22 protein-coding genes are annotated in these 24,577 nt (G+C 45.2%); 5 read left to right on the top strand and 17 right to left on the bottom strand.

The window, feature by feature from the left end; genetic code table 11:
• Positions 1-60 precede the first annotated feature (60 nt).
• The 11 genes from LQZ07_RS21280 to LQZ07_RS21230 all read right to left on the bottom strand — a co-directional run bounded on the left by LQZ07_RS21280 (position 61) and on the right by LQZ07_RS21230 (position 12,465).
• On the bottom strand, positions 61-1,167 hold the full coding sequence (locus LQZ07_RS21280; RefSeq protein ID WP_152784141.1) for an anhydro-N-acetylmuramic acid kinase: 1,107 nt from the start codon (positions 1,165-1,167) through the stop codon (positions 61-63).
• A gap of 8 nt (positions 1,168-1,175) precedes the next feature.
• Positions 1,176-2,834, bottom strand: a complete 1,659-nt coding sequence (locus tag LQZ07_RS21275; protein ID WP_194164179.1) for a peptidoglycan DD-metalloendopeptidase family protein — start codon at positions 2,832-2,834, stop codon at positions 1,176-1,178.
• A 338-nt stretch (positions 2,835-3,172) separates the two neighbouring features.
• On the bottom strand, positions 3,173-4,075 hold the full coding sequence (locus tag LQZ07_RS21270) for a cobalamin-binding protein (RefSeq protein ID WP_194164180.1): 903 nt from the start codon (positions 4,073-4,075) through the stop codon (positions 3,173-3,175).
• A complete protein-coding gene (locus LQZ07_RS21265) occupies positions 4,059-5,006 on the bottom strand; it encodes a cobalamin biosynthesis protein (protein ID WP_152784145.1) in 948 nt (315 codons plus the stop codon). The genes LQZ07_RS21270 and LQZ07_RS21265 overlap by 17 nt, the downstream gene beginning before the upstream one ends.
• Positions 5,006-5,704, bottom strand: a complete 699-nt coding sequence (gene mtnN / locus LQZ07_RS21260; protein WP_152784147.1) for a 5'-methylthioadenosine/S-adenosylhomocysteine nucleosidase — start codon at positions 5,702-5,704, stop codon at positions 5,006-5,008. Before mtnN ends, LQZ07_RS21265 begins: the two co-directional genes overlap by 1 nt.
• A 63-nt stretch (positions 5,705-5,767) precedes the next feature.
• A complete protein-coding gene (locus tag LQZ07_RS21255; RefSeq protein ID WP_016403542.1) occupies positions 5,768-6,196 on the bottom strand; it encodes a GNAT family N-acetyltransferase in 429 nt (142 codons plus the stop codon).
• 184 nt (positions 6,197-6,380) lie between these two features.
• Complete coding sequence (locus LQZ07_RS21250) at positions 6,381-7,127, bottom strand: hypothetical protein (RefSeq protein ID WP_152784149.1); 747 nt, start codon at positions 7,125-7,127, stop codon at positions 6,381-6,383.
• A 406-nt stretch (positions 7,128-7,533) separates the two neighbouring features.
• Positions 7,534-8,979, bottom strand: coding sequence for an aldehyde dehydrogenase (gene aldA / locus LQZ07_RS21245; RefSeq protein ID WP_152784151.1), 1,446 nt, complete (start codon positions 8,977-8,979; stop codon positions 7,534-7,536).
• Positions 8,980-9,034: 55 nt separating this feature from the next.
• Entirely contained in the window at positions 9,035-10,366 is a 1,332-nt protein-coding gene (locus LQZ07_RS21240; RefSeq protein WP_152784153.1) for an RICIN domain-containing protein, read from the bottom strand.
• A 309-nt stretch (positions 10,367-10,675) separates the two neighbouring features.
• Positions 10,676-11,962, bottom strand: a complete 1,287-nt coding sequence (gene tyrS / locus LQZ07_RS21235) for a tyrosine--tRNA ligase (RefSeq protein WP_152784155.1) — start codon at positions 11,960-11,962, stop codon at positions 10,676-10,678.
• A 125-nt stretch (positions 11,963-12,087) separates the two neighbouring features.
• Complete coding sequence (locus LQZ07_RS21230) at positions 12,088-12,465, bottom strand: DUF2750 domain-containing protein (protein WP_016403537.1); 378 nt, start codon at positions 12,463-12,465, stop codon at positions 12,088-12,090.
• A 215-nt stretch (positions 12,466-12,680) separates the two neighbouring features.
• On the opposite strand from LQZ07_RS21230, the gene LQZ07_RS21225 reads away from it, so the two are divergent.
• Together LQZ07_RS21225 and LQZ07_RS21220 are read left to right on the top strand one after the other, a co-directional pair.
• Positions 12,681-13,589 (top strand): TIGR01212 family radical SAM protein, encoded by a 909-nt coding sequence (locus tag LQZ07_RS21225; RefSeq protein WP_249483346.1) that lies wholly within the window; start codon positions 12,681-12,683, stop codon positions 13,587-13,589.
• Between the two features lie 107 nt (positions 13,590-13,696).
• Entirely contained in the window at positions 13,697-15,514 is a 1,818-nt protein-coding gene (locus LQZ07_RS21220; RefSeq protein WP_152784157.1) for a diguanylate cyclase domain-containing protein, read from the top strand.
• On the opposite strand, the gene folE2 is transcribed toward LQZ07_RS21220, so the two are convergent.
• Positions 15,515-16,438, bottom strand: a complete 924-nt coding sequence (gene folE2, locus LQZ07_RS21215) for a GTP cyclohydrolase FolE2 (RefSeq protein WP_152784159.1) — start codon at positions 16,436-16,438, stop codon at positions 15,515-15,517.
• Between the two features lie 434 nt (positions 16,439-16,872).
• Here folE2 and arcB point away from each other — a divergent pair, with 434 nt between their 5' ends.
• On the top strand, positions 16,873-19,215 hold the full coding sequence (gene arcB, locus LQZ07_RS21210; protein WP_152784161.1) for an aerobic respiration two-component sensor histidine kinase ArcB: 2,343 nt from the start codon (positions 16,873-16,875) through the stop codon (positions 19,213-19,215).
• Here the strand turns inward: arcB and LQZ07_RS21205 are convergent.
• Together LQZ07_RS21205 and LQZ07_RS21200 are read right to left on the bottom strand one after the other, a co-directional pair.
• Positions 19,212-20,120: a lysine exporter LysO family protein gene (locus tag LQZ07_RS21205; protein ID WP_227981511.1), complete on the bottom strand. Its 909-nt coding sequence runs from the start codon at positions 20,118-20,120 to the stop codon at positions 19,212-19,214. The genes arcB and LQZ07_RS21205 overlap by 4 nt on opposite strands.
• 149 nt (positions 20,121-20,269) lie before the next feature.
• Entirely contained in the window at positions 20,270-21,067 is a 798-nt protein-coding gene (locus tag LQZ07_RS21200; RefSeq protein WP_152784163.1) for a sterol desaturase family protein, read from the bottom strand.
• Between the two features lie 99 nt (positions 21,068-21,166).
• Between LQZ07_RS21200 and LQZ07_RS21195 the strand changes: the two genes are divergently transcribed.
• Together LQZ07_RS21195 and LQZ07_RS21190 are read left to right on the top strand one after the other, a co-directional pair.
• Positions 21,167-21,589, top strand: a complete 423-nt coding sequence (locus tag LQZ07_RS21195; RefSeq protein ID WP_016403527.1) for a GAF domain-containing protein — start codon at positions 21,167-21,169, stop codon at positions 21,587-21,589.
• 153 nt (positions 21,590-21,742) lie between these two features.
• Positions 21,743-22,936, top strand: a complete 1,194-nt coding sequence (locus LQZ07_RS21190) for an HD-GYP domain-containing protein (protein WP_194164181.1) — start codon at positions 21,743-21,745, stop codon at positions 22,934-22,936.
• A 63-nt stretch (positions 22,937-22,999) separates the two neighbouring features.
• Here LQZ07_RS21190 and LQZ07_RS21185 read toward each other — a convergent pair whose 3' ends face one another.
• From LQZ07_RS21185 to LQZ07_RS21175, 3 genes are read right to left on the bottom strand one after another with little or no spacing between them, the layout of a single operon-like run.
• Positions 23,000-23,446 (bottom strand): copper chaperone PCu(A)C, encoded by a 447-nt coding sequence (locus tag LQZ07_RS21185; RefSeq protein ID WP_152784167.1) that lies wholly within the window; start codon positions 23,444-23,446, stop codon positions 23,000-23,002.
• A gap of 14 nt (positions 23,447-23,460) precedes the next feature.
• The gene (locus LQZ07_RS21180) at positions 23,461-24,072 is read right to left on the bottom strand and encodes an SCO family protein (protein WP_152784169.1); all 612 of its coding nucleotides are present in this window, start codon (positions 24,070-24,072) and stop codon (positions 23,461-23,463) included.
• Positions 24,069-24,524, bottom strand: coding sequence for a hypothetical protein (locus LQZ07_RS21175; RefSeq protein ID WP_152784171.1), 456 nt, complete (start codon positions 24,522-24,524; stop codon positions 24,069-24,071). Before LQZ07_RS21175 ends, LQZ07_RS21180 begins: the two co-directional genes overlap by 4 nt.
• Positions 24,525-24,577 lie beyond the last annotated feature (53 nt).

The following is a 24,577-nucleotide window of genomic DNA, read 5'->3' as shown; positions in this document are numbered from 1 at the left end:
AGTTGCAGACTGTTAGTCTAGCTTGTCAAAGAATCAAGGAGGGATGTTATCCCTCCTTTTTTATTTTGCGGGGTAAAGGGCGCCAAGAATGGCTGGGCGACTTGCTCCGGTTACCGAGCTGGCGTTGCCAGTTTGTTGTAGTTTAAAACAGCGTGCTAACCAAGCAAAAGCCATCGCTTCTAAGGCTTGTTCTGGAATGCCTAATTCTGAGGTGCGGCTGAGTGTTAACTTAGGCAATGCCCTAGTCAGCAATTCTAATAAAAAGCCATTTTTGTCTCCGCCGCCACATAGATACACCTTGCCCCTATCAGCATCAAATAACTCTTGAGCAATACTCTGAGCGCTTAGGTGGTGCAAGGTACATTGCACATCTACAGGTGCTATTTGGGCAAAGTCTGGCTGTGTAAGAAAGCTATCTAACCAAGCTAAATGAAAATACTCGCGACCAGTGCTTTTTGGGGCAGCTAAGGCAAAGTACTTATCTGCTAGCATTTGATCTAGTAAGTTTTGCTGGCAGCGGCCGCTTTTCCCCCACTGACCATTATCATCATAATCCGAGCCATTAGGGTGATGACGTTTAAAGTGTTGATCTAACAAAGTATTGCCTGGTCCGGTGTCATACCCCAATAAGCTTTGCTCTGGAACTAAGCGGGTAACATTGGCAATGCCACCTATGTTAACAATAAAACGAGCTTCATTAGCATGGCTGAATATTGCTTGATGAAAGGCTGGTACCAACGGCGCTCCTTGGCCACCTAGCGCCATATCTTTGTTTCGAAAATCTGCCACCACATCAATGTTGGTTTGTACTGCAATGTGGCTTGGGCTGCCAATTTGCAGGCTAAAGGCTAACTCGGGAAAATGGCGTATGGTTTGCCCGTGGCTGCCAATGACAGCAATGTCACTAGCCTTGAGTTTAGCCTGAGCAATAGCTTGAGTTGCGGTAGCTGCAAATAGCTGGGCAACCGCCACGCTAGCCTCTGCCATGGTGGCTAGTTCGTTGGCTGCGGGGCTGCATAAACCGTGTAGTTGCTCAAGTAAGGTTTGTGGTATTGCCTGTTGGCAATGGGCTAGCAGAGCAGGTGTTTGCGGGCTAAAATCAACCACCACGGCGTCTACGCCGTCCATGCTGGTGCCCGACATTAAGCCCACATAAATGTCTGTCATTTATTTACCTAATTCATGGCTAGCAATACTCGCTTGGTATTGTCTAGCTGCTTGATTCTGGCCTTAGCAATCGGCAAGAAAATGTCTTTTTGCTTACCTTTTAAAGGCGTAGATGTAGGCAGTTTCACGGTACGTGGGTTTTTGTGTACCCCGTGCACTAAAAATTCGTAGTGTAAATGAGGACCGGTTACTCGCCCTGTCGCACCAACGGTGCCAATTTTCTTGCCCTGTTTAACCCGCTGGCCAGTTTTTACGTAGCGCTTATGCAAATGTAAGTACTTGGTGACGTAGGCGCTGCTGTGCTGAATAAACACATAGTTGCCGTTGTATTTGCTGTAACCCGATTTAGTTACCCTGCCATCGCCGGCAGCTTGCACAGGCGTTCCCACTTTGGCCGCATAATCAATGCCGTTGTGAGCGCGCACTCTGCCGGTTACTGGGTGTAAACGGCGCGGGTTAAAGTTAGAGCTAATGTATTTGAAGTTAACTGGCGCGCGCAAAAAGGCTTTACGCATTGGGCGGCCTTCTGGGGTGTAATAGTTGCCATCTTCGTGACGAACCGCTCTAAATACATCACCTTGGTTAATAAACTCGGCGGCAATAATATCGCCGTTTCCTGCAAATTGACCGTCGATGTAGTGCTCTTCAAACAGCACCATAAAGCTATCATCTTTACGAATGTCTAAAGCAAAATCGATATCCCAGCCAAAAATAGCGGCTAGCGCCATAATTTGCCCTTGACTGAGTTCAGCACTAATACCGGCATTCCAGAAGCTTGAATTGATGGTGCCTTGGGCAAAATTAGTTCTTACTTCTAGCTCTTGGGTATCGACTTTTACCGCGAAACCATCTTGCTTATCTCGCTCAATAATCAGTGTTTGATGTTTCGATTGTGGATAATGTAGCTCCATTAATCGATCTTGGTCATCGAGATAAAAATCCAGCGTATCGCCAGGGTGAACCGTACGCAGCTTTCTTGCTTCCCCGCCTAGTTGGTCGATGTCGTGTAAAGTACGAGCACTTAAACCCACCCGCGAGAAAATAAGCGCCATGCTGTCACCCGATTTAACGGTTTGGCGTTTAAGGGTGTAGAAGTGCTCGGGTTCTTCGAGGGCTTGTTGCGGTTCTATCTCCAGTTGCAGGGGATAACGAACACCAAGGTTAAGTTCTTTGCCTTGCTGCAGTTGCGCGATTAACTCGGCGGCATCGCTGACCTTTACGGTATTATCGGTAGCGCTAGTTTGCGGATCTAATGAAGTTGATTCATCAACAGTTTGGGCGATTTCGTTTGCTGTATTAGCTGCTGCGGCAGGGGATTTAGCAGCAGTATCTATGGCTAAGTGTTGCTCTTCTGTTTGCTCAACCGCTTGGTTTGGAGAAAGCTCTGCTACTTGTTCAACAGCGGGTTGGCTAGCTGGTGTTTTCTCTTCTACTTGCTCATGCTGAATGGCTGTAGATTGTAGCTTGTCTAAGCTGGGCTCGTTGGTGCTGGTGGAGTCTGTTGGTCGCACTTCTTGGATGTTGTTGGCCTTGGCCGAAAGATCGATAGTTTGTCGCTGGCTAGCACTCACCGACTTTTTTTCACTCGGGATGAGCAGTGCGGCTATTACCAGCATTATGGCAACAAACAACAGTCGACGATGACGTTTAGGTAATAAGCTTTGCAATCTACTTCCAACATACAAACACAGTGATTACCGCGATTGTAGCCAGATGCTAGTAATAATGCCAGATTCAGCGGCGTAAGCCGTGAGCTAAATAGGCTACAGAGCAGTTGCTGACCAAATTGGCGCAAGCTGATTAATAGTAGTGCAAGCGATTGAATCAGTAACTTTTGCTTGTGCGAGGGCTTATCGAATGACTAAAGCATATTTGTTGGTTTGTTTGGGACTAAAAAAAGGTAAAGCGACATAAAATATCAAATACCTCTTTAGGGGGGGGGTTGTCTGTCGAAAATTTTATAAGATCTTTAGCTTGCTTAAAACTGGCACAACACTTTCATTACTTATATCGAAGATTTTTCTTCACTCGTATATGCTCTCGTCCCACTCAGTTTATCTGGGTGGGTTTTTTTTCGGCTTTTTTCCAGCATGCTACAAAGTTGCTTTAGGCTCTCTAGAGTTCGAAGTGTTAAGCGATGGGCCTTATCTGGGTCTAGATGGTAAATGTGTTGTTGCTGCACGGCTTGAAGCTGTGGCCATTGCTTCCAAGAGTGTTCAAATTGCCATTGGGCAATAATAATGGCTTGAGGATCAGCTTCTAGTACCCACTCTTCTGATAGCAATGGGTAGGGTGCCACCGCTTCGGCCATAATATTTTCCCCGCCACATAAGCGAATGCCATCATCAATCCAGCTTTTTGCAGAAATGCTACGCAGCGGCGTGTGCCACATCTGATAAAACACACTCACTTTGCTTTTAGATTGATACTGCTGCGCCAATTGAGCTAGCTGTTGCTCGGCAAACTGGCTTAAGCGTTGTCCGGTTTCTTGCTCACCTAAAATACTACCCAGCTCTGCCAGTTGTTTAGGTAGGGTGTCTAGCCGTTTGGGTTTAGACACAAATACCTGAATGTTTAAGGCGCGTAGTTTTTGCGACAAACCTCGCTGATTTCCTTGTTGCCAGACCAAAACTAAATCGGGCTTTAAAGAAATGATGCTTTCGAGACTAATGTATTGATAATTGCCAATGCGTGGCAGCGCTTTAGCGGCTTCTGGATAATCGGCATAATCTACTGTGGCAATCAGTTTATCACCGGCACCTAGGGCGTAAACTTGCTCGGTTAAATGTGGGGCTAAGGAGATAATGCGTTGCGGTTTAGCGTAAAGCGAAGTGCTGAAAAAGGTCGCTAACAATACGACGATGAGCTTAACGGTAATGGCTCTTTTAGCCTTAAAGATAGATAACACGCGCAAGGTAGATTGGACTAAGAATAAGTAGATACAGTAGCGCACTCATATTGAGTTTTAAGGCAAGTCTGTCTAACTCAGCCGCTTCTGGGTATTGCTGGCTTGGGCCAAAGCGGGCTTGTTCAACTTTTTGCTGTTGGTAATGGCGAGGTCCACCTAGCTCACTTTGTAAGCTACTTGCGCTTACGCTAATCAGCTTACCGCTGCCGATATAAGGCCAACGGAAGCCTTCACTAAGCGCGGCCCTGTTACGAGAGAGTTTGCCGTAACAACAGATAATCAATGCTAATAGTTGGAAGGGCAGGTAGCTAAATAGCTGATAGAAGCGACTTGCTGTATGACCAAACTGGCGAAATTGCACGAGTTTAGGGTTCCAAGCAAAGTGTAACTCGGTAACGATGCGGTAGATTAAGGCCGGTACAATGCCTGCCAACATAAACCAAAAAATCACCCCAAACCAATTGGCCGCTAGCCTAAGCAATAGCATTTCAGCAGACGCTTTAGCCACGCCAACCGCAGACAAACTTTCGCAATCGCGTAATACCCAAGGGCGTAAAATGTTGCGGGCGGGTTTGTGCAAATGTTTGTTGAGAAGGTGAGTAATGCGATGATAACTGTGCATTGGGGCTTGCCATTGAAGCAAGCAAAGTAGCAGTAAACTGTCTACTAACACGGTGAGGGGATTAAGTTGGTTAAACAAGGCTAAGCCTAGGCTTAGAGGCAGTAAAATTGCCAGTAAAGCCAAACCGCCTGCAATGCGCTGCTGGCGAGGACCATTGCCGCTGCGATTTACTTTTATTGATAGTTGCTCGGCAAACCAACGAACTAGCAGCATTACCTGACCAAATCCGCGGCCTGGTATTAAACGTTCTAAGGCAATACCCAAAAAGGGCAGGCTGAGGCTAAGCCACAGCCAGGAGCTTTCGTCCATTAGTCAGTTAGCTTCTGTAACATGGCTAGTACCAAGGCAGTAGAGTGCTTGGCTGCTGTTTCTAAGAATTCATCAAATGACGATGGAGATTCTTTACCTGCAATGTCCGACAGCGCTCTAACCACTACAAATGGCACTTTGGCGAGATGACAAACTTGCGCAATAGCGGCGCCTTCCATTTCTACCGCGGTCATATTTGGGAAGTCGGCACGGGCTTTAGCGACACGTTCAGGGTCAGCCATAAAAATATCGCCAGTACAGATTTGACCACGCACAATTTGATGACCTGAAAGCTGCTTAGCAGCCTGTTCGGCAATCTCGATAAGCTTAGCGTCAGCTTTATAGGCGGCTGGGTTAGCAGGCAGTTGGCCCATTTCGTAACTAAAGGCTGTAAGGTCTACATCGTGATAGCGTAATTCGTTAGAGATAACCACATCGCCTACTTTTAAAGCGGGGTCAAAACCACCGGCAGAGCCAGTATTGATCACTTGAGTTGGCTGGTAGCGTTGCAGTAACACGGTAGTGGCAATGGCGGCAGCTACTTTGCCGATGCCTGAGCGGGTTACTACTACTGGGTGCTGGTTAATTTCACCACTATAAAATTCACAACCAGCAAAACTATAGGTATCACAGTTATCGATCATTTCGCGAAGTGCTACCACTTCTTGTTCCATTGCACCAATAATAGCTGTAGTCATAACCGTCTCTTTATCAAAAGGAAAAATCAGCGGAATATTACCATAAGCTAGTTTAAGGAACAGCTACAGATCGCGCACAAACACCCGTTGTGTTTTACGCTGTTTAAATTTGATGTGCTGGTAAAACTGATTTGCTTGTTCGCGGGTAGAGTCACAACGTACTCTAATTTCGCCTACGCCGCGGCTCGTTGCCCAATGACGGCATTGTTTAACAAGTGCCCGGCCAATGCCTTGATTTTGTGAGTCTTGATCTACCACCATGCCGCTAATCTCGGCAAAGGGTAGCGAGCCTAAACGCAAGGCAACAAATACGTGCACCCAACCTACTATTTGCTCTTGCTCGTTAAGGTAAACAAAGGCTTGGTGGGCAGGGTTTTCTAAAATAGCGTGAATATTAGGTAGTACAGTTTGTGCCGTTGGGTTGTAGCCTAGCTGCTTTGCCAGCATGGCCACGTCAACCGCGTCTTCTTCATGAATAGGGCGAATTTGCATAGCATTCCTTAATCGTAGTGGAACTAACAACTGGTTTGATAATAAACCATAGTTACCGACTTAAGCGGTTAACTGCAAGCAGCTTAGGTAAGATTTATGACTTTTTTAAGACAAAGTGTTCGATTATATTAATCAAGTTATCAAAATAGGCGTAACTTCATCGAACAAACCAATAGGCAGCGAGTTAGATGAGGGCCTCTTTCAAAGACTGTGCTTGGCAATACACTTCGCACAAAGCTTGCTCGGTGAGACTCAGCTCTTCAAACTCCCATTCCGTATATGATTGCAGTGCTTGAGGATGCTGCAGGCTAAATTGTGCTAGCCAATTGCTAAGTACTTGTCGCAAACGCGGTTTAACTTCAGCTTCGTTAAGTGGGGCAATGGAGAGAGCTTGAGTGTGGGCATTAATCTGTTGCAGCATATACGCTAGCGGCGGCTCCACATCGCAGACTAGCGGGCAAACAAAGTAAATACCGAAGGCTTGCTTTGAGCTGCACTTACCTACTTTTATTTGCCAGCCATCGGCAAATTCAAACAGGCAGTAATATTCGCCTATATTGGCCTGATCTGGCGCTGGTGGTGAAAGATTTTCACTCTCTTTTCGTTTTTGGCTTAACGAGTTTAGATAGTCGCCTAGCTTAGTGGATAAGTGCTTGGCGGTATTTAGGTCATCAGGTTCTAACTGCTTGCTTTGTTGCCAATAGTGAATAGCACCTAATACGGCTAAAGCCATATATTCTTGGCTAAATCGACTGCTTAGCGGGCCTTCTATATTTCCTTCCATTAAATCTGCAAGGTGATGAAAATCTTCAATTGAGACCAAGCTTTGGGTGGTGAAGTATGAGTGGCCAAGTTCAACAACTTGGTAGCCAAGTTGTAGCTGAATTTGCGGAACTATCACTGCGAGGGTGTTGTTTTCTATCACATTCATTCAGCCATTTTCCATGGTAATGCCAGCGCATTAAAGCATCGCATATCATGGGTTTAGAGTAAAATTAGTGAGAAGGGTAATGCTTGTCCAACTATCCTTAATATTTAGTTGAGTGAGTATCTTGCTCTTAACCCGCACTAATCTTTTTATAGCGGTGTTGTTGGCTACGTTCCTAAAGCAGCGGAGGCATAATTATGAGTGTTCACGTTGCCGCTGAATGATTTCTAACACGCCTAAATAGATCATTACTAAGCTTAAAAAGAATCCGATATAGAGCATAGTATCCCCTTGGTATTTGCGTTTAATTATTATTGCTATTGGGTATTGCGGTCTCCATTTTCAAAACTGCGGGTAGCAAGCAACTCACTGCTAATAAGTTGCTTGCTCACTTCCTAAGAAAAGAGTGTTATTTTGAGAAATCTACGTAGAAGGTTTTCTTCTCTAGGTATTGCTCAAAACCATATTTGCCATCTTCACCGCCGGAGCCACTTAGTTTGTAGCCATTGTGGAAGCCTTGATGTTGCTCGCCATGACCGCGGTTTACATATATCTCTCCGCATTCAAGGTCGTTTACTAAGTCCATCACTAGTTTGATTCGGTCAGTGAAGATCATCGCCGACAAACCGTACTCAGAGTCGTTGGCATAGTTAATCACTTCATCAAACTCAGTAAATTTAACTACGGGCAAAATAGGGCCAAAGATCTCTTCATGAACGAGGCTCATCTCTTGGGTTACGTCGGTAAACACGGTGGGTTCAAACCAGTAGCCTTTTTCAAACTCCTCGCCGCTTAAGCGTTTACCACCAGTGACTAAGGTGGCACCCTCTTCTATGGCTTTAGCAACCATGGCTTCCATATTGGCTAGCTCTTTAGCGCTTACTTTGGGCCCCATGTCGCTATCTTCGTTCATTGGGTCACCAACCTTTATGGCTTTCACCTTGGCAAGCAATTTGTCCATAAACTCGGTGTAGATGGCTTCGTGAACATATAAACGTTCGTTACAAGTACATACTTGACCACAGTTATCGAACTTAGAGTTTAGCGCTGCGTCTACTGCCGCATCTATGTTAGCGTCGTCGAGCACGATAAAGGGCGCTTTGCCGCCTAGCTCTAGTTGTACATGAGCGAGGTTGTCTGAGGCTGCCCGCACAATGGCTTGGCCAGCTGGAGTACTTCCAGTCATTGATACCATGGCGGTCTTTGGGTGGCGAACCAGTGCATCGCCCAAAGAGCGACCTGGGCCCGTCACTACGTTTAACAAACCTTTTGGCAAGCCAACTTTGTCGGCCAGTTTTGCTAGTTCAAGTGTTGCTAATGGTGTTTCGGTAGTTGGCTTAACAATAATCGCATTACCCGCCACTAAGGCTGGGCCAATTTTGCGACCAGCTAGCGCTAGTGGAAAGTTCCATGCTGTAATCGCTACCACTACACCACGCGGCACCTTGTGGATCCAAATGTGCTCGTCAGGGTTGTCAGACTCAACAATGTCACCTTCAATGTGGCGAGCCCATTCGCAGGCGTATTCAATAAACGAGCAGGTTACGTCCACTTCCATGCGGGCCACTTTTAGTAACTTACCTTGTTCTTGCACAAGCAGCTCGGCTAAGAAGTCACGGTTAGCTTTAATCTCTGCCACTAACTCATACAGTTTTTCAGCACGTTTGCGAGCAGGTAGCTTACGCCATTGCTTTTGTGCTGCTACTGCTGCGCTCATGGCTAGCTCAGCATCGGTTTCATCGCCATTAGCGACAGTGGCGATAACTTCTTCAGTTGAAGGGTTAAGTACCTCGGCGCGTGCTCCTGATTTTGCATCTAGCCAGCTACCATTGATGTACATCTGATAATTATTCATGAACAACCTATTGTTTAAGCGAAGTAAATGGCTAGCTGGTCGGCTAGCCTTCCCATTAATTTACGAATTTAAAGCTTTGATGTTCTGAGCCATCACATTCACCCAATGACAAGTTTTTGCCATTTTTCTTAGAGCCTTTCGCCATTTCTAGGCATTCACCAGTGGCGAGGTTTTTAATGCTGAACCAATTGTGGCCTTTGTTTGATAATAGCCAAGACTGGGCAGCCGATTGCTCATCACAGCGTTGTTGGCGTAAGTCTTGTTTGCCTTCTCGTGCTGCAACACAAAAATCATTTGCGGTGTTTTTGATGCTGACTTGTTGGCCCTGTTCACTCACTTGCTCGGTAAAAGTAAACTTCTGCTGTTGGCCACGATGGCTGCAGTAGCTTTGGCGATAACGCGCGCCTTTTTCTGAGCGAGGGTTTCTAATTTCAAAACACTTGGTGCTGTGGCGCAAGCTTAAACCAGCTGTATCGGTCGGGAGTTTTACCGGGCCAAGTTCCTGCTGGCTTGCATCGGCTTTTACTGGCACGTAGACACGTACCCAATCCACTAGCATCTTGTTTCTAGTTTCATCGGCTAAATCTTCATCGCTAGCGATGTGACCAACACTTGAGCGCCAGTCGTGATCTTCCATGTCGATGATCATGAACATCTCACGGTCTAGGCCAAGATTTTCTGGGTCTTTAAGTGACGTTTTGTTTAAGCGACGAACTAAACGTCCATCAATGTAAAACTCGACATTCCATGGATCTATCCAGTATGCGCCAAAGCGATGAAAGTTATCGCGATATGGCGCTTCGTTTGGTAAAAAGTGATGCTGTTGAGAACCTATATCTCGGATAATTTCGTTGCTTTCTTCGTCACGAATAAATACATGGTAGTTGGTATTAGCATGGCGAGAATGCTTGTGGTGGTTGGCGCGATCGCTGCCGTATATCTCCAGTATATCTAGCTCGCGCTTGTCATCGGTACTTAATAACCAAAAGTTAGACGATAGCACTTGGTTAGCCACTTTAATTTTGGCTTCCATGTACACTGGGTAGATGATTGGCGTTTTAGAAGTTACTACACCTAGGTGAACCTTATCGGTATCTGGTTTTCTGGCGGCTTTAATTACCAGCTTTCCGTCTACTACATCAGAGTGCTCAGAACTCCATATGGTTAAGCCTGGGCCAGTCCAAGCATTGTGGTAATGGTCGTTCCATTTTTCACTAAATTGTTGGTTTTTTCCTTGGTAGTTAAAATCGTCAGAAAAGGCGTCAATTAACTCCCAAGTATTTCCAAATCCAGGGTCTGCAGGTACGTCGTAGTCTGCCCAATCTTTAGCTTGAAGGGAAAAAACCAGGCTAGTGGCAGCAAGTAATAGAGTATTTCTAAACAGCATTTTGGCTCATACAGTAAAAATTTGTAAACCAATTATGCCAGAAGTTTTTAACTCAAACTGCAAACTGGTTAACGTTTATTTAAATTGGTTGATGACTAGATCGCATGCAGCTAGATTTGAGTTAAAGCTTTCTAGGGAAAATACCTGTGCAATGAGGAGTTTATGAAGGGTGATTGAAGCCAACAAGAAGCGACATCGGGATACTCAGAAAAGGTTTTTCTGACAGATAACAACAGCAGAGGCGGCGGAGAATGTGTTGAAGGGAATAAATCGAGCAATCAGCGTGGCTGATTGCTCTTAACAGTAAAATTATTTAGCCCAAATGATCAAACTGAATAATTTTTTACCGCGCTTAACTACTGAATACTTACCGTATAAGGCATCGCTGGCTTGCAGGGTTAGCTGAGGGTCGTTTAGCTTTTCGCCGTTTACAGACACTGCGCCGTTACCAATAAATTCGCGCGCCATTTTATTTGATTTAGCCAACTCACTCGCTGTAAGTAGCTCAACTAAACCAGCTTCGCTTTGTTCAAGTTGAGTGGTAGGCAAACCATCTTGGGCTAGCTGCTCTAAATCTGACTCACTGAGAGAGGCTAAGTCGCCAGAGAATAGCGCTTGAGTAATCCGCATTGCTGAGGCTAAGCCTTCTTCGCCATGCACTAAACGAGTTACTTCTTTGGCTAAAATACCTTGCGCTTCTGGGCGACCTTGGGCGACTTTATCACGCTCTTCAATGGCGGCAATTTCGGCTACGTCGATAAAGGTGAAGTAACGCAAGAACGAATACACGTCGGCATCCGCCGTGTTAATCCAGAATTGGTAGAACGCGTAAGGCGAGGTGCGCTTAGGATCTAACCAAATGGTGCCCGTTTCGGTTTTACCAAACTTAGTGCCGTCGGCTTTGGTCACTAATGGCATTGTTAGGCCATATACTTTGTTGCTATACATGCGGCGAGCTAGGTCGATACCGCCAGTGATGTTACCCCACTGATCAGAGCCACCAATTTGTAAGGTGGTGTTTTCTTTGTCGCTAAGCTCGGCAAAGTCGTAAGACTGTAGCAACATGTAGCTGAACTCGGTGAACGAGATACCCGACTCATCACGGTCGATACGCTGTTTTACCGATTCTTTTTTGATCATGGCGTTAACGCTAAAGTGTTTACCTACGTTACGCATGAAATCAATCACGTTTACTTTGCCAATCCAATCTAGGTTGTTAATTACCTTGGCTGCATTTGCTTGGTCGCCAAATTCAATAAATTGGCTAACTTGCTTCTGCAGTTTGCCTACCCAGCCGGTAACTACGTCGTCACTGTTTAGTTTACGCTCTGCGGCTTTAAAGCTTGGGTCACCAATTAAACCGGTTGCACCACCCACCAAGGCCAAGGGCTTGTGACCAGCTTGTTGGAAACGCTTAAGCATAAGCAGTGGCACTAGGCTACCAATGTGCAGGCTGTCGGCTGTTGGGTCAAAGCCACAATACAGGGTGCGGGCTCCACTAGAAAGGTGTTCGGCCAGTTCTTCGTCGGCAGTGCATTGAGCAACTAGGCCGCGCGCCTTCAAATCTTCTAATAATGGATTAACCGTTGTCGTCATAATTTAACCTGTATGTATTTCTGTACCCGTTTGGGCGCTATGAACAATTTTCGAGCCGAAGATTCTACACTTAAGTCCTTACTAAAAAAACTGCTTAGTGGACTTAAGCGCGGTAAATACTCGGCTTACTTGATTTTTCCGCTGCTAAGCTCGTCGGCAAGATCTAAGGGCGCAACAATTGTGCCTTCACCGGCAAAGCTAGGAGCCACTGCTAGGTCAAAACCATCGTTGGCCATTCCTGGGAGCCACTTCTCGGTCAAGTCACTCAAACTAATGGCTAGGGCTTTAAAGTTTGCGTGGTCTTTACTGGCCCAGTGTTCGGCAAGTGCTTGCTCGCTCCACAGCAGTAATACTTTTTCGTCACCGGTTTCGATAATCAAACAACCCTGTTCGTCACTTAAGGTCCAAACCTGTTGGGCCTTACGGGCTTGTTCGATAAAGCTTTGATAACGCTGTTTAGTGGTTAGACGGTCGTTTGCGTCGATTAATGCTTGAGAGCTCATGTTGATTCCTAGGTGCGACTATATTAGCGGCACGCAGTATAGCAGCTTCAAGAGGTGCTGTTTATCTTTGCTGAAGGGGAATTGTGGGCACTGTTGTTGATCATCTAATGTTTAAATCTTGTGCTCTCTTGATCTACAACTAAGACCTAGTTGGCTCCTGCCAGTAAACTAGCCGCCGTTTTGGGTTTTTCCCACCTTATTTAAGAGTGAAAGCTGTGCAGCTAGATTTATATGTAAACACCTTAGGTCGTCATATTAAGCAACATTTTAGCGGGCGAGTGCGCAAGCTAAGTGTTGATGGTGATTTCACCTGCCCAAATCGCGATGGCAGTATTGGTAAAGGTGGCTGTACCTTTTGCAACGTAGATGCTTTTGTTAAACCGCAACAGCAAATGATGTCGATTGGCGAGCAGCTGGATGCACGCAAGGCTGAGCTAAAGCATAAAGACATCCGCTATTTAGCCTATTTTCAGGCCTATACCAGCACCTATGCCGAGGTAGAATATTTACGTGGGATGTATCAGCAAGCTTTAGCCGATGAGTCTGTGGTGGGTTTATGCATTGGTACCCGCCCTGATTGCGTACCCGAAGCGGTGTTAGAAATGCTGGCAGAGTATCAGGCTCAAGGTAAAGAAGTTTGGCTAGAGCTAGGTGTGCAAACTGCCCATGATGAAACTTTAAAGAAAATAAACCGTGGTCATGATTTTGCAGCATTTCAAAAGGCTGTAGCCCGTGCCCACCAATACGGTTTAAAAGTATGCGCCCATCTTATTTTGGGTTTACCGGGCGAAGAGCCTGAACATTATATGCAATCACTTAAGGCGGTACTTGCCGAAGATATTGCTGGTATTAAGTTGCATCCTTTACATGTGGTTGAGGGCAGCACCATGGCTAAAGCGTGGCGAGCAGGCCGCCTAGATACCATGAGCCAGCAGCACTACGTTGAACAAGCGGTAAATCTTATTCGCCATACCCCTGAACATGTGGTTTATCACCGTGTAAGTGCCCATGCTCGGCCGCCGGTTTTACTGGCGCCAAATTGGTGCCAAAACAAGTGGTTAGCCCTCACAGATATTGCCAAAAAGTTGGCCTTTGATGGCCCCCAAGGTAGCGCATTAAGTTAGAATGTGATGCAGTAAATGTGAGCTAATTGCTTGTTTAGTAAATGATTATTTTCTTATGTCATATAATCAGGTAAAGTAGCAGCGGTTGCAGAAAAAATGGACAATCGATGCACGAAAACTTTTATCCAACAGTCTGGATGCAGGCAACAATAGCATTACTTAGCATACTGCTAGTCATTGTTATTGTTATGTGGGCCTTAGCTCGCAGAAAGGTGCGTGCTCAGCGCGCGGCAATGGTGAAGTCGCCGGCTGCTCAACTGATGATTGATCTAGAAGCCAAACAGGTTATTTTTGCTAATCCTCGTGTTTGTGAGTTACTGCAGCTTGCTAACAATGGTAAACATTGGCAGTTCTTCGATTCTGCCCACCTTGAGCAATTGTTAGAACTACTAAAGCCCCATCAGTCTTCGGCTAGTATTGAAGGTGTTCACTGGCTGGTTAATTTCCCCCAGCAAACTCGGGTTTTGCTTCTTTACGCTAGCTTAACTGCGCATAATGGCCGAGAGGTTTGGTTCATTAATGCTTACGAAAACGCCCAAGGTTATTCTTATTTAAATCGAATTGAGCAAGAGCAAAAACTGTTCGCTAACGTGCTTAATTCCATTCCAGAATTTATTTACTTTAAAGACGCTAATGAGCGTTTGCTGGGCTGTAATCAGGCATGGGCAGGCTTTCATGGCTTAAAGCCTGGTGAGCTTGCCGGTAAGAAGCTGAGTGATTTTTTAACCCGTAATGAGTTAGAGCGCAGCCAAACCTATGACGACCAAGTATTGGCGGGCGAGCCTTGCCAACATACCGAATGGTTTAGTGCGCCAGATAGCCGACAAATCCTGCTGCAAAACAATGTCTATCCGCTTAAGAACCAACAAGACGAAGTGACAGGTGTGCTTAACGTGTCTTACGACGTAACCAAGTGGCACGAGCTTAACCGTAAACTGGAACATGAAAACCAAAACCGAATCAGCTCCGAGAAAGAGTTGGGACGGCAAAATAACCTTATTCGCACCGTGTTTAACTCAACCCCCGATCCATTGGGCTTTATTGATGATAAAGGTAACTTTGTTGGCGGGAACGAACCTTTCGCCAAAATGTTTGGTTTTACCAGTGATGAGTTGCTGGGCAAACACCTTACCGAGGTTCTTAGTGAAGAACAGTTAGAACAACATCAGTTGCAAAACCGTCAAATTTTAGAAGATGGCAAGCCGATCCGGTATGAAGAATTAGTGTACTTGGATGATGGTCACCAGATTTGGTATGAGGTGATTAAAGGCCCTTATTTTGATGATGTGAGTGGCGAGCGCGGCATTATCTTCATCACTCGTGATGTTACCGAGCGTAAAGCCACCGAGCAGCAATTGGCCGACGCGATTATGCAGTTACAGGAACTCAGCTTTATCGACAGCCTAACTCAAGTAGCTAACCGCCGTAGTTTTGATGAGAAATTATTGCAGTTGTGGCTAACTCATCGTCGTGAAGGGGTAGAGCTAAGTTTGTTATTGCTGGATATTGACTGCTTCAAGCAATATAACGATAACTATGGCCACCAACAGGGCGACGAAGCTTTGCGCCAAGTGGCTAAGTTAATCAGTCGCTCAGTGAAACGTGGCTCCGATTTAGTGGCCCGTTATGGCGGTGAAGAGTTTGCCATATTGCTACCTAATACTGGCTGTGAAGGTGCTAAGCAAATCGCCGAAACCGTGTTGCGCAATATGAAAGAAGCAGAGATTCCTCATGAATTCTCAGATGTGAGCGACTTTGTATCGGTAAGTATTGGTGTGGCCAGCGTTATTCCTCAACAAGGTGTGGATTATGGCGAACTGGTAAGGGTGGCAGATTTACAGCTTTATCGTGCTAAACATCAGGGTAAAGCCCGCTACTGTAGCGCCGGAGACAGCGCTATAGAGGATACAAAAACAGCGCCCTAGCTAGGCGCTGTAACCTTGCTCAATACCTTTAGTTACAACACATACAGCATCATGCGCGTGTAGGCTTTCTAGGTGGTTTACCCTTACCCAAAAATCAACTAAGTCTGCTCGGTTATTCAAGCTGTGCTGCAAACGGCGAGCGGCATCTTCACAGAACATCAAGTTTTGCCCATTGAGGCGAGCAAATTCTTGTTCATCCTCGCGCTTAACCGCGGCTTGTACTGGGGTTTTTAAACTACTTTCCACTTCATCAATCAAACTGATAATGGGAATATCCTGATGTTCAGTGGCAATTTTAACTTTTAGCTGAGCGATACTACGCTGGCTATGGGGGGTAGCAACAATGCCTTCACTGCTGCCAAGCCATTGATGCACCGCTTCACTTGAAACTTGCTCATCGGCAAATTGTTGTTTGAAGGCCTGCTGAATAAGCTGGCGTGATAGTGCGGCGGAGCAAGGGCAAGTGGATGAGTACGGAACCTCAACTTCAAGCTCAATAGTGGTTTGTTGTTGGTGACGAGTGGCAGTGATTGCAACAGGATAAGCCTTCCAACCAGTTTTGCCAGATAACAGCGATTTACGGCGCAAATGGTAGTCGAAGCTAAAGCGAACCTGCGCTTGCTCACTTAAATCTTGATGACTTTCAATAAACTGATCCAAAACGCGGTGTAATCCAGCATAATCCAATACGCCTTCGTTAGATAATTGATCCAATATCAAATATAAACGAGACATATGAATGCCCTTGGCTTGTGGGTCATCTAAGCTGACAAAGGCCTCAATGTTAGCACTCACGCGGCTAGCTGCTTGTGCTTCAAATGCCAGCATTATGGGCATTTCAATTTGGCTCATACCTACCCAATCGAGTTTTCCTTCGGTTTGGGCGCGGCTTGAGTTTGCTACGTCAGGCATTGCAGTAGACATGCACTTAGTACTCCACAACAGGATGCGTGAGCTAGGGCTCATTGCATTTATATGACACAAAAAGATGGGCTGTTATACCACAAAAGCTAGGTTAATATTAACCATCTATATTTTATGGATTAGCTAGGGTCTGTTGATCTTTGGTGTTGAAATTTTGTTCGAGATACGCGGGCTTTAATCGCGGCGAGCACTTAGAAGCCTAGTGGGCTAAGCAAGAAGTGCTTAACAAAGAGTAAAGTTCGCTTATCCGAACCCTTCGGGCACCATTTCTTAGCCATTTATTCAGCGTTAGCGAGTGATTGTTAAGCCCACTTAACTGTACACTCACTGCCTTGCCTAAATGGCTAAGAAATTGCTGCAAAAACCATCAGCAAAGATTAACAGACCCTAACATTTGCTTAGCTTGCTTCGCGCTATAAAAGGAATCTGGCTTAATGACGCCACTGAAAAATCTTGCCACCTATTACGTTCATTTATTATCTCGATTGGGCGTAGTTAAATTTACCATAAGCTTAGCTAGCGCCATTATTTTAGTGGCTTTGGCAATCCAAATGAGTGTTACCTTCGCGCTTACTGGCCAGGTGTCGTCGGTGGATTTAGTTCGCTCGGTGTTTTTTGGTTTAATTATTACGCCGTGGGCGGTGTTTTTTATGTCGGTGGTAGTAGAGCAAATTGAAGACTCGCGCCAACGCTTAAGTAAGATGATCCGTAAGCTTGAAAAAATGCGCTCTCGAGACCTGCAGCTTACTAATAAACTTAAAGCCAACATCAGCCAGCTAAATAATGAGATTGATGAGCGCGAGAAAGCCGAAGCTGCTCGTGGCCAAGCCATGGCCAACTTAGAACAAGAAGTAAGGCAACGCCAGCAAGCGCAGCAAGAGCTAGAAGAACACTCTGCCTTGTTGCGTAGTTTTATCGATAGCTCTCCCGACTTGGTTTATTACCGTAATGAGCAAGGCCAGTTCTCCGGTTGTAACTTAGCGTTAGAGCAGTTGGTTGGGCGCTCTGAAAAGCAACTTATTGGCCTTACTCCCTACGATGTTTACCCGGAAGATATTGCCGATAAAATTGTTGAGACCGACCACCAAGTATTTGATAACGATGAACAACTTACCTACGAGCAATGGTTAGAGTATCCCGATGGGCGCAAAGCGTTTTTTGAACTACGTAAGGTGCCATTTTATGGGCGTAATGGTAACCGCTTAGGTCTATTAGGTTTTGGTCGAGACATTACCGAGAGAATGCGCCATCAAGCTAATATTGAGAAGGCCAATCGAGATAAAACTCAGTTTATCTCGACGCTGAGCCACGAGTTGCGCACACCACTTAATGGGGTAGTGGGTTTAAGCCAAATGTTATTAGACACCCCACTTAATGATGACCAGCGCAAACACGTAAATACCATCTTATTGAGTGCGACTACCCTAGGTAATATTTTCAACGATATTATTGACTTAGATAAGCTAGACCGGCGCCGCTTTGCAGTATCGCTAGAGCCAATGGACTTTAAAGCCTTAGTCACCGACATTGAAACGCTTACTGAAATGCAGTTACAAAGTAAGGGCTTAGATTTTCGTTTCGAGCAAATTGGTCCTATCCCTAATAGCATCATGGGCGACCCAACGCGCCTGCGCCAAGTGCTTTGGAATTTAACCCACAACGCGGTTAAGTTTACCGAGCAGGGCGAAGTTGCTTTAACCATAAAATCCGAGCCTTTGTCTGAGCAAGAAGTGCAACTTGAATTGATGATTGAAGATACCGGACCAGGCATTCCTCAGGATCAGTTAGAAGAGATTTTTGCCATGTACTACCAAGTAGAAGGCAGTAAATCAGCAACCGGTACCGGCATTGGTTTGTCGGTCTCTCGCCAGCTAGTTCGGGCAATGGGTGGTGACATTAGCGTGAGCAGCAAAGAGGGTGAAGGCTCATGTTTTACCGTTACCCTAAAGGTCACCTTAGATGCTATTCCTGATGAAGCAGAACAAATTGATCATCCTCCATTAGATATTCTGCTGGTTGAAGACGTAGAGCTAAACGTCACCATAGCTAAAGCGCTTCTCGAAAAATTGGGTCACTATGTTGAGGTGGCGATGAGCGGTGAGCAGGCGTTAGAAGTATTTGACCCAGATAATTTCGACCTGGTTTTATTAGACATTCAGCTACCGGATATGACGGGCTTTGATATTGCCAAACGTTGGCAGGAGCAGTTCGCCGAGCAGCATTTGCCACCGTTGGTGGCCCTTACCGCCAATGTGGTAAACAGCAAAAGCGAATTTGCTAAAGCGGGCATGGTTGATGTTATTCATAAACCGATTAATCGCAATGCGGTAGTACATTGTTTTAATAGTGTGTTTGCGATAGGTGAAGAGCCAGAAGCAGAGCCTGCAGTAAACCCTAAACAGGCATTAAGTCGCAGCTCTATGCCGATCTTAGATTTAGATTTAGTTGAGCAGTTTTGCGAGACCATTGGGGTAAAAGTGCTTAACGATAGCATCAATTTGTTCAAGCAAGTGATGCCTGATTACATGAAAGTACTCGAGAGTAACTTGTTTGCAAAAGACCAGGATGGCATTGCCTCTGAGGCGCATAAAATCAAGGGTGCTGCGGGCTCGATAGGTTTAGCGAGGATCCAGCGTTTAGCCAACAAAATTCAATCGCCAGAACTACCGGCGTGGTGGGATAACGTTGAAGACTGGATCCACCAACTTAGTCACGATTACCCAGAAGATTTGAAGCTATTAGACAAGGCCATTGCCGACTTTAATAACAATCACTAGGCTAAGTTGACTAGTAGTAAAATCATTACCGGGCAAAGTAGGCTAAGAATAAAGCCGCTGGCAATGGCTACCGGCACTAGTTGGTTGCCGCCAGCCCGCTGTAGCATAGGCAAGGAGAAGTCCATGGCAGTTGCGCCAGCATAACCAATAGTGGCTGCGGGTGAGCGCTGCATTAAAACCGGAATTAATAGCAGGATAATTAATTCGCGACTTAAGTCGGCAAAAAAGGCAGTACTACCAATTAAAGGAGTTGCTGCTTTACTTAACAAAGCGCCCGATAGTGAATACCAACCAAAACCACTGCTCATGGCTAAACCTAGGTTTAGTGGTAGGTCGAACAAGTAAGCGGTAATAGCTCCTGCAGGTAGGGAGCTAAGCACCATCACCACAGCAATAATTAGGCCGCGTCGATTAAGTAGCATCTGGCGAACACTAATACCGGCACTTCGCAGCTCTATGCCAATACAAAAAATTAGCAGAATAAGAGCGTATTCGGCCAATACTGACTGAGCGGGTAATTGTTGCTGGTAAGCCAAGCCCGAAACTAAACCGATTATCAACAGCGCGATAAGCAACGCAGGCTCTTTAAACATCGCGAGCTTGTTATTGCTTTTTTTGTGGATAGGTTCCGCGGCTGGCATCGCCAAATAGCGCCCCACAAAGTACAAGGCACTCAGGTTGAAGGTGAGCAATAAACTCACTAATACAGCGCTTTGGCTAAATAGCTGAATAATGTTTTGGCTAAGGTTATCAATAAAGGCCAAGCCATAACCCATCAGAAATAGAATCAGATATAGCATCCAGCTACTTAGTCGGCGAATAGCAAGCAAGGCCGAGGGATGTTTTACGGGAATCATGTAACCGACAACTAATGCCCCTAAAATCATCAATAAGCTGCTATACATCTCTATTTCCTTATTCGCGCGGAGCTGAAATATAGCAAGGAACCGAGACTCTCACCAAGTGGAGTTTTGTAAAAGGTTTTTTGGTGACGCTTTGGTTATGTAGGAGCTGTTAACTTGAGCTGATTAAGCTATTGCTGATTGGCTTTAGCTTATTTGCTCGGTGAACGAAACGGCAGGCTTAATAAACCTTTGAGTTGGCGGTTATCTTTAGCATTAGGCCAGTGACTTAGGCCAAATTTTAGTTGGCTATGCCCATCTTGCGGTTGAGCGACATAACTATGAAACAATCTATCCCAAACCGCTAGATTAAAGCCGTAGTTGGCATTATGTTCATGATATCTTTGCGAATGATGTACTCGGTGCATATCAGGAGTGACAAGCAACTTTCTTAAAAATGCATCTAGTTTTAAGGGTAGCTTTAGATTGCTGTGATTGAACATCGCCATGCCATTTAGTATCACCTCAAATAAAAACACCGCCAATACCGGCACGCCAAGCAATGTAATTAAGCTTAGTTTTATCAGCATCGATAAGGCTATTTCGATAGGGTGGAAACGTAATCCAAGGCTTACATCATAGTCTGGGTCAACATGATGCATACGGTGAATTCGCCACAACCAAGGCAGCGAGTGAAATAACCTATGTTGCCAATAAATTGCCAGATCGAGCAAAATCACGCACAAAGGTACGGCAATGGCTGCGCTAAGGTTTAGCTGATTAAACAAGCCCCATTGCTGATGTTGTGTCCAACTAGCAAGCGCTAAAGTGGTGATAGGAAATAGCAGTTTTAAACATAAGCCATTCACTAGGGCTAACCCTAAGTTGGCTGGCCAGCGTTGGGAGCGTGGAATACTGCGTTTGTGCCGTGGCCAAGCTATTTCTAGCAGCATAAAAAGGGCCAGCAGCCCAACAAATATACCTAAACGCCAAAACTCGAGTGTTTGCATGGACCAAAGTATACTAAGCATTGTTAAAACAACAACCAAATCTAAGCTAAGATTAGCTTATTGTTAATAAGCTTTTTTTGAAATTTTTTGGAGTGAGCGATGGATGTGCAACAGTGGTTGAAGGATGCAGCTCAAGCCTTTGACATGCAACTAGGGATTATCAGCAATATCCAAGATAATCGTTACGTAGTGCTGGCGGCCTATTCTAGCCTTGATTTAGTGCGTGCTGGCGATGAGTTTCCGGTAGATATGACCTATTGCGCTGATGTGATAAGCCAGGAGAAGGTATTGGCTTATCACCAAGTGGGCGCCATGACCGAAATGTGCTTACACCCTTGTTATCAGGCTATGCATTTAGAAAGCTATATTGGCATTCCTTTAGTCAAGCATGGCGAAATTATAGGAACACTTAATTTCTCCTCTTTAGAACCAAAGAAACAAGGGTTCTCAGATAAAGATATGGAAAAAATTCAAGTGCTAGCCAATGAATACTTAGAACTGGCAGATTTAGCAGTTGATTAAACTTTCGAAAAAATTTACATTTCGTTTCCCTTTTTTGATAGCGATAACAATCTACACTTCTAAGGAAAGCTATTTTTTTTGATTGCTTTAGTATTATTCAAGCAGTGTTTTTCTACCTTTAGCCGTAATTTGGATGAGTGATTGCCAAGCCGTATGACAAGCCCTAAAGCCGATATAAGAACCATCAACATTGATGCCCTGAAAGAAGGTATGTTTGTTGTATCCATCACCAGCCAAACCGGCAAAACCAGCATTGCTCAATCTGGGCGTATTACTCAGGCGAAGCAAGTTACAGTTCTAAAGAATAAAGGGGTAAAAGTTGTAAATGTTGATTGGTCCAGAAGCGTATTTGCTGAACAGGACTCGGATCAAAAATCTACCGAAATAAGCAGCTCAAGTAGCAAACCCAAGAAGCGTAGCGGTGAAAGCGAGAAGCAAGCTGCTAAAAAGCTGTTTAACGAAGCTAAAAGCTTACAAACCAAATATTTTAAGCAGCTACAACAAGGCGAACCCATTGACATTGAACCAATGGAAAAAGCCGCTGAAGGTTTAATTGACTCCCTAGAAAACCAAAGTAACGCCATGTTGTGTTTGGCCAAAATTCGCGCCAAAGATAAGTATTTGATGGAGCACTCTCTTAACGTGGGGATGCTACTGGCATATTTTGGCCGTTCGCTTGGTATGAACCGGACTAAGCAAAAGCAATTGCTAATGGGCGGAATGTTACATGATATTGGTAAGATCAATACTCCCGATGAGATCTTGCACAAACCTGGCCGGTTAACTGACGACGAGTTTGTGATTATGCGAGAGCATGTGGTGCACAGCCACAATATTCTTAAAGAGCAAGAAGGCATTAGCAAGATCATGCTTGAAATTGCCAGTAATCACCACGAACGTTTGGATGGCCTGGGCTATCCAAACCAGTTAAAAGGCGATGAGTTATCGGCTTATACCCGTATGGCCAACATTGTGGATTGTTACGATGCGCTAACCGCAGACCGAGTTTACAAAAGTGGCATGCCGCCTACGGCCGCGTTCCGAATATTGTTATCGGGAGTTGGTACTCAGTTTGATAAAGCCTTGGTTGAAAAGTTTATCCGTTGCATGGGTGTCTACCCAGTCGGCACCTTGGTCAAACTAAAATCGGGTAAGTTGGGCGTAGTGGTTGAGCGTAATGAGCTTAAGCCTCTACAGCCTGTGATTAAGCAAGTGTTTAATACTCTAACCAACACCCATACTGAGGTAAAGTTAGTAGACCTAAGTAAGTATGCGCATGAAGAAATAGAAAGTGCGGTATCTGCGCGTGACTACGGAATATCCTTAGACAGATACTTGTCTGAATAGCCAAATATTAGATGGGATTAAGCGCAGACTTAATCCCAATAAACTCTTTAAATAGTCGAAATTTTAGTGATGGTGCTTCATTTTGTGCATCACCTTTTTAACTGGCACTGTGAGCTGTTGCTGACTGCCATCGGAAAAGACCAGCGTTAATTCCACTTCTTCACCTTCGGCAAATTTGTTCGCTAAATCAAATAGCATTAAATGCAAACCGCCCGGCTTTAGCTCTACCTGTTTACCTGCAGGAACCTCGATCTTTTCCACTTGACGCATTTGCATAACATCACCGTCCATCAACATGGTGTGTAATTCCACACGACCTGCTGCTGGCGTGCTGGCCGATACTAGGCTAACCGTTTGCTCACTGTTGTTGTTCATTTGCATGAAGATAGCGCTGGTGGGCGCATTAGGTGGAGTGGCTCTCGCATAGGCGTCGTTAACGGTAATAGCGGCATCATTGGCTGCTAGGTGAACGCTAAATAAAAGACTGAGAGCGAGCAAGATTGAGCGCATGGTTAATCCTTATTTTATTGAGGAAGCAATTGTTGAATTTTGGTGACTAAAGGCTCTGGGTCTAGGGTGTGTGGTACTTTTGCCAGTAACTCGCCTTGAGCATTTAAGAAATAAAAAAATGAGTTGTGGTCAACGCTGTATTCCAGTTGTGAGTCGGGAATATCTATATACTTATAATATACTCCCAAGCTTTGGGTTAAGCCTAATAGCTGACCTTCTTGCGGGCTTAAGCCAACGATATCTGGGTGAAAATAACCTGCGTAGGTGGAAACCGTTTCTGGGCCATCACGTTTTGGGTCAACACTCACAAACAAGCTTTGCAATTGCTGGCGTTGTGGCTCTGATATCCCCTGCAGCGCAGCGCTAAGTACCGCTAAAGACGTTGGGCAAACGTCTGGGCAGTGGGTAAAACCAAAGTAAGCAATATAGAGCTGTTTATCGTTGTTCAGTTCAGTAAAGCGCCCGTCACTACTGGTAATTTTGAACAAGTTTGTGGGTACGGTAGCAATCACTTTATTGCTTACCGCCGCTTGTTTAGGGCTAGAGTCTGCAGAAAACCATTGAAAACTCATAACTCCGGCTAATCCACTAACAATAATTAGAGCAATCCATGCTAGGTATTTCATTGGCTATCTACCTCAAAACTAAGAGCAACAGGTTGGGTGGGGTCTAAAGAAACAATTTCTGCTCGCCAGCGCATTTTTCCAGTGTTACAAATTGGCAGCAAAATATCCGATTGATAGTGACCATGTTCGTTGGGCTCGAGCTGCAGCTTGATTTCCCCCATGTACATTTCTATCCCTTGTAAACGGAGTTCTAGGCTTGGAGGGTTTTCTTGGTTGGTGTTTAACTCAAGATGCTGGCTTAACATGGCGGGAAGTTGGTCACTAGGTAAAGTTAATTGCCATGTTTGCTCATCAACTTGCCACTCACAGCGACCATTATGCAATTGTTGGCAGTGCTCAAAGTCTAGTGCTTCAAGCTGTTGTTGCTGCCAATAACTTACACCGATGCCAAGTCCAAAAGCGCCAGCAATAACTGCTAATACCAGTAATAATTTCTTAGTTAAACCAACCAATTAACCATCCATTGCGTGCTTGGTTTCACGCCACCATTGCAAGTAGGGCTAAT

This window comes from Agarivorans sp. B2Z047 (assembly GCF_023373605.1).
Classification (GTDB): domain Bacteria; phylum Pseudomonadota; class Gammaproteobacteria; order Enterobacterales; family Celerinatantimonadaceae; genus Agarivorans; species Agarivorans albus.
Note: the sequence above shows the minus strand (reverse complement) of the source record. Positions and strands in the feature narration are given on the sequence as shown.

Coding starts and splice junctions, on each gene's coding strand:
- LQZ07_RS21280 (WP_152784141.1), bottom strand. CDS start 1,167: ATGACAGACATTTATGTGGGCTTAATGTCGGGCACCAGCATGGACGGC.
- LQZ07_RS21265 (WP_152784145.1), bottom strand. CDS start 5,006: ATGGACGAAAGCTCCTGGCTGTGGCTTAGCCTCAGCCTGCCCTTTTTG.
- mtnN (WP_152784147.1), bottom strand. CDS start 5,704: ATGACTACAGCTATTATTGGTGCAATGGAACAAGAAGTGGTAGCACTT.
- LQZ07_RS21255 (WP_016403542.1), bottom strand. CDS start 6,196: ATGCAAATTCGCCCTATTCATGAAGAAGACGCGGTTGACGTGGCCATG.
- LQZ07_RS21250 (WP_152784149.1), bottom strand. CDS start 7,127: ATGAATGTGATAGAAAACAACACCCTCGCAGTGATAGTTCCGCAAATT.
- aldA (WP_152784151.1), bottom strand. CDS start 8,979: ATGAATAATTATCAGATGTACATCAATGGTAGCTGGCTAGATGCAAAA.
- LQZ07_RS21240 (WP_152784153.1), bottom strand. CDS start 10,366: ATGCTGTTTAGAAATACTCTATTACTTGCTGCCACTAGCCTGGTTTTT.
- tyrS (WP_152784155.1), bottom strand. CDS start 11,962: ATGACGACAACGGTTAATCCATTATTAGAAGATTTGAAGGCGCGCGGC.
- LQZ07_RS21230 (WP_016403537.1), bottom strand. CDS start 12,465: ATGAGCTCTCAAGCATTAATCGACGCAAACGACCGTCTAACCACTAAA.
- LQZ07_RS21220 (WP_152784157.1), top strand. CDS start 13,697: ATGCACGAAAACTTTTATCCAACAGTCTGGATGCAGGCAACAATAGCA.
- folE2 (WP_152784159.1), bottom strand. CDS start 16,438: ATGTCTACTGCAATGCCTGACGTAGCAAACTCAAGCCGCGCCCAAACC.
- arcB (WP_152784161.1), top strand. CDS start 16,873: ATGACGCCACTGAAAAATCTTGCCACCTATTACGTTCATTTATTATCT.
- LQZ07_RS21205 (WP_227981511.1), bottom strand. CDS start 20,120: ATGTATAGCAGCTTATTGATGATTTTAGGGGCATTAGTTGTCGGTTAC.
- LQZ07_RS21200 (WP_152784163.1), bottom strand. CDS start 21,067: ATGCAAACACTCGAGTTTTGGCGTTTAGGTATATTTGTTGGGCTGCTG.
- LQZ07_RS21195 (WP_016403527.1), top strand. CDS start 21,167: ATGGATGTGCAACAGTGGTTGAAGGATGCAGCTCAAGCCTTTGACATG.
- LQZ07_RS21190 (WP_194164181.1), top strand. CDS start 21,743: ATGACAAGCCCTAAAGCCGATATAAGAACCATCAACATTGATGCCCTG.
- LQZ07_RS21185 (WP_152784167.1), bottom strand. CDS start 23,446: ATGCGCTCAATCTTGCTCGCTCTCAGTCTTTTATTTAGCGTTCACCTA.
- LQZ07_RS21180 (WP_152784169.1), bottom strand. CDS start 24,072: ATGAAATACCTAGCATGGATTGCTCTAATTATTGTTAGTGGATTAGCC.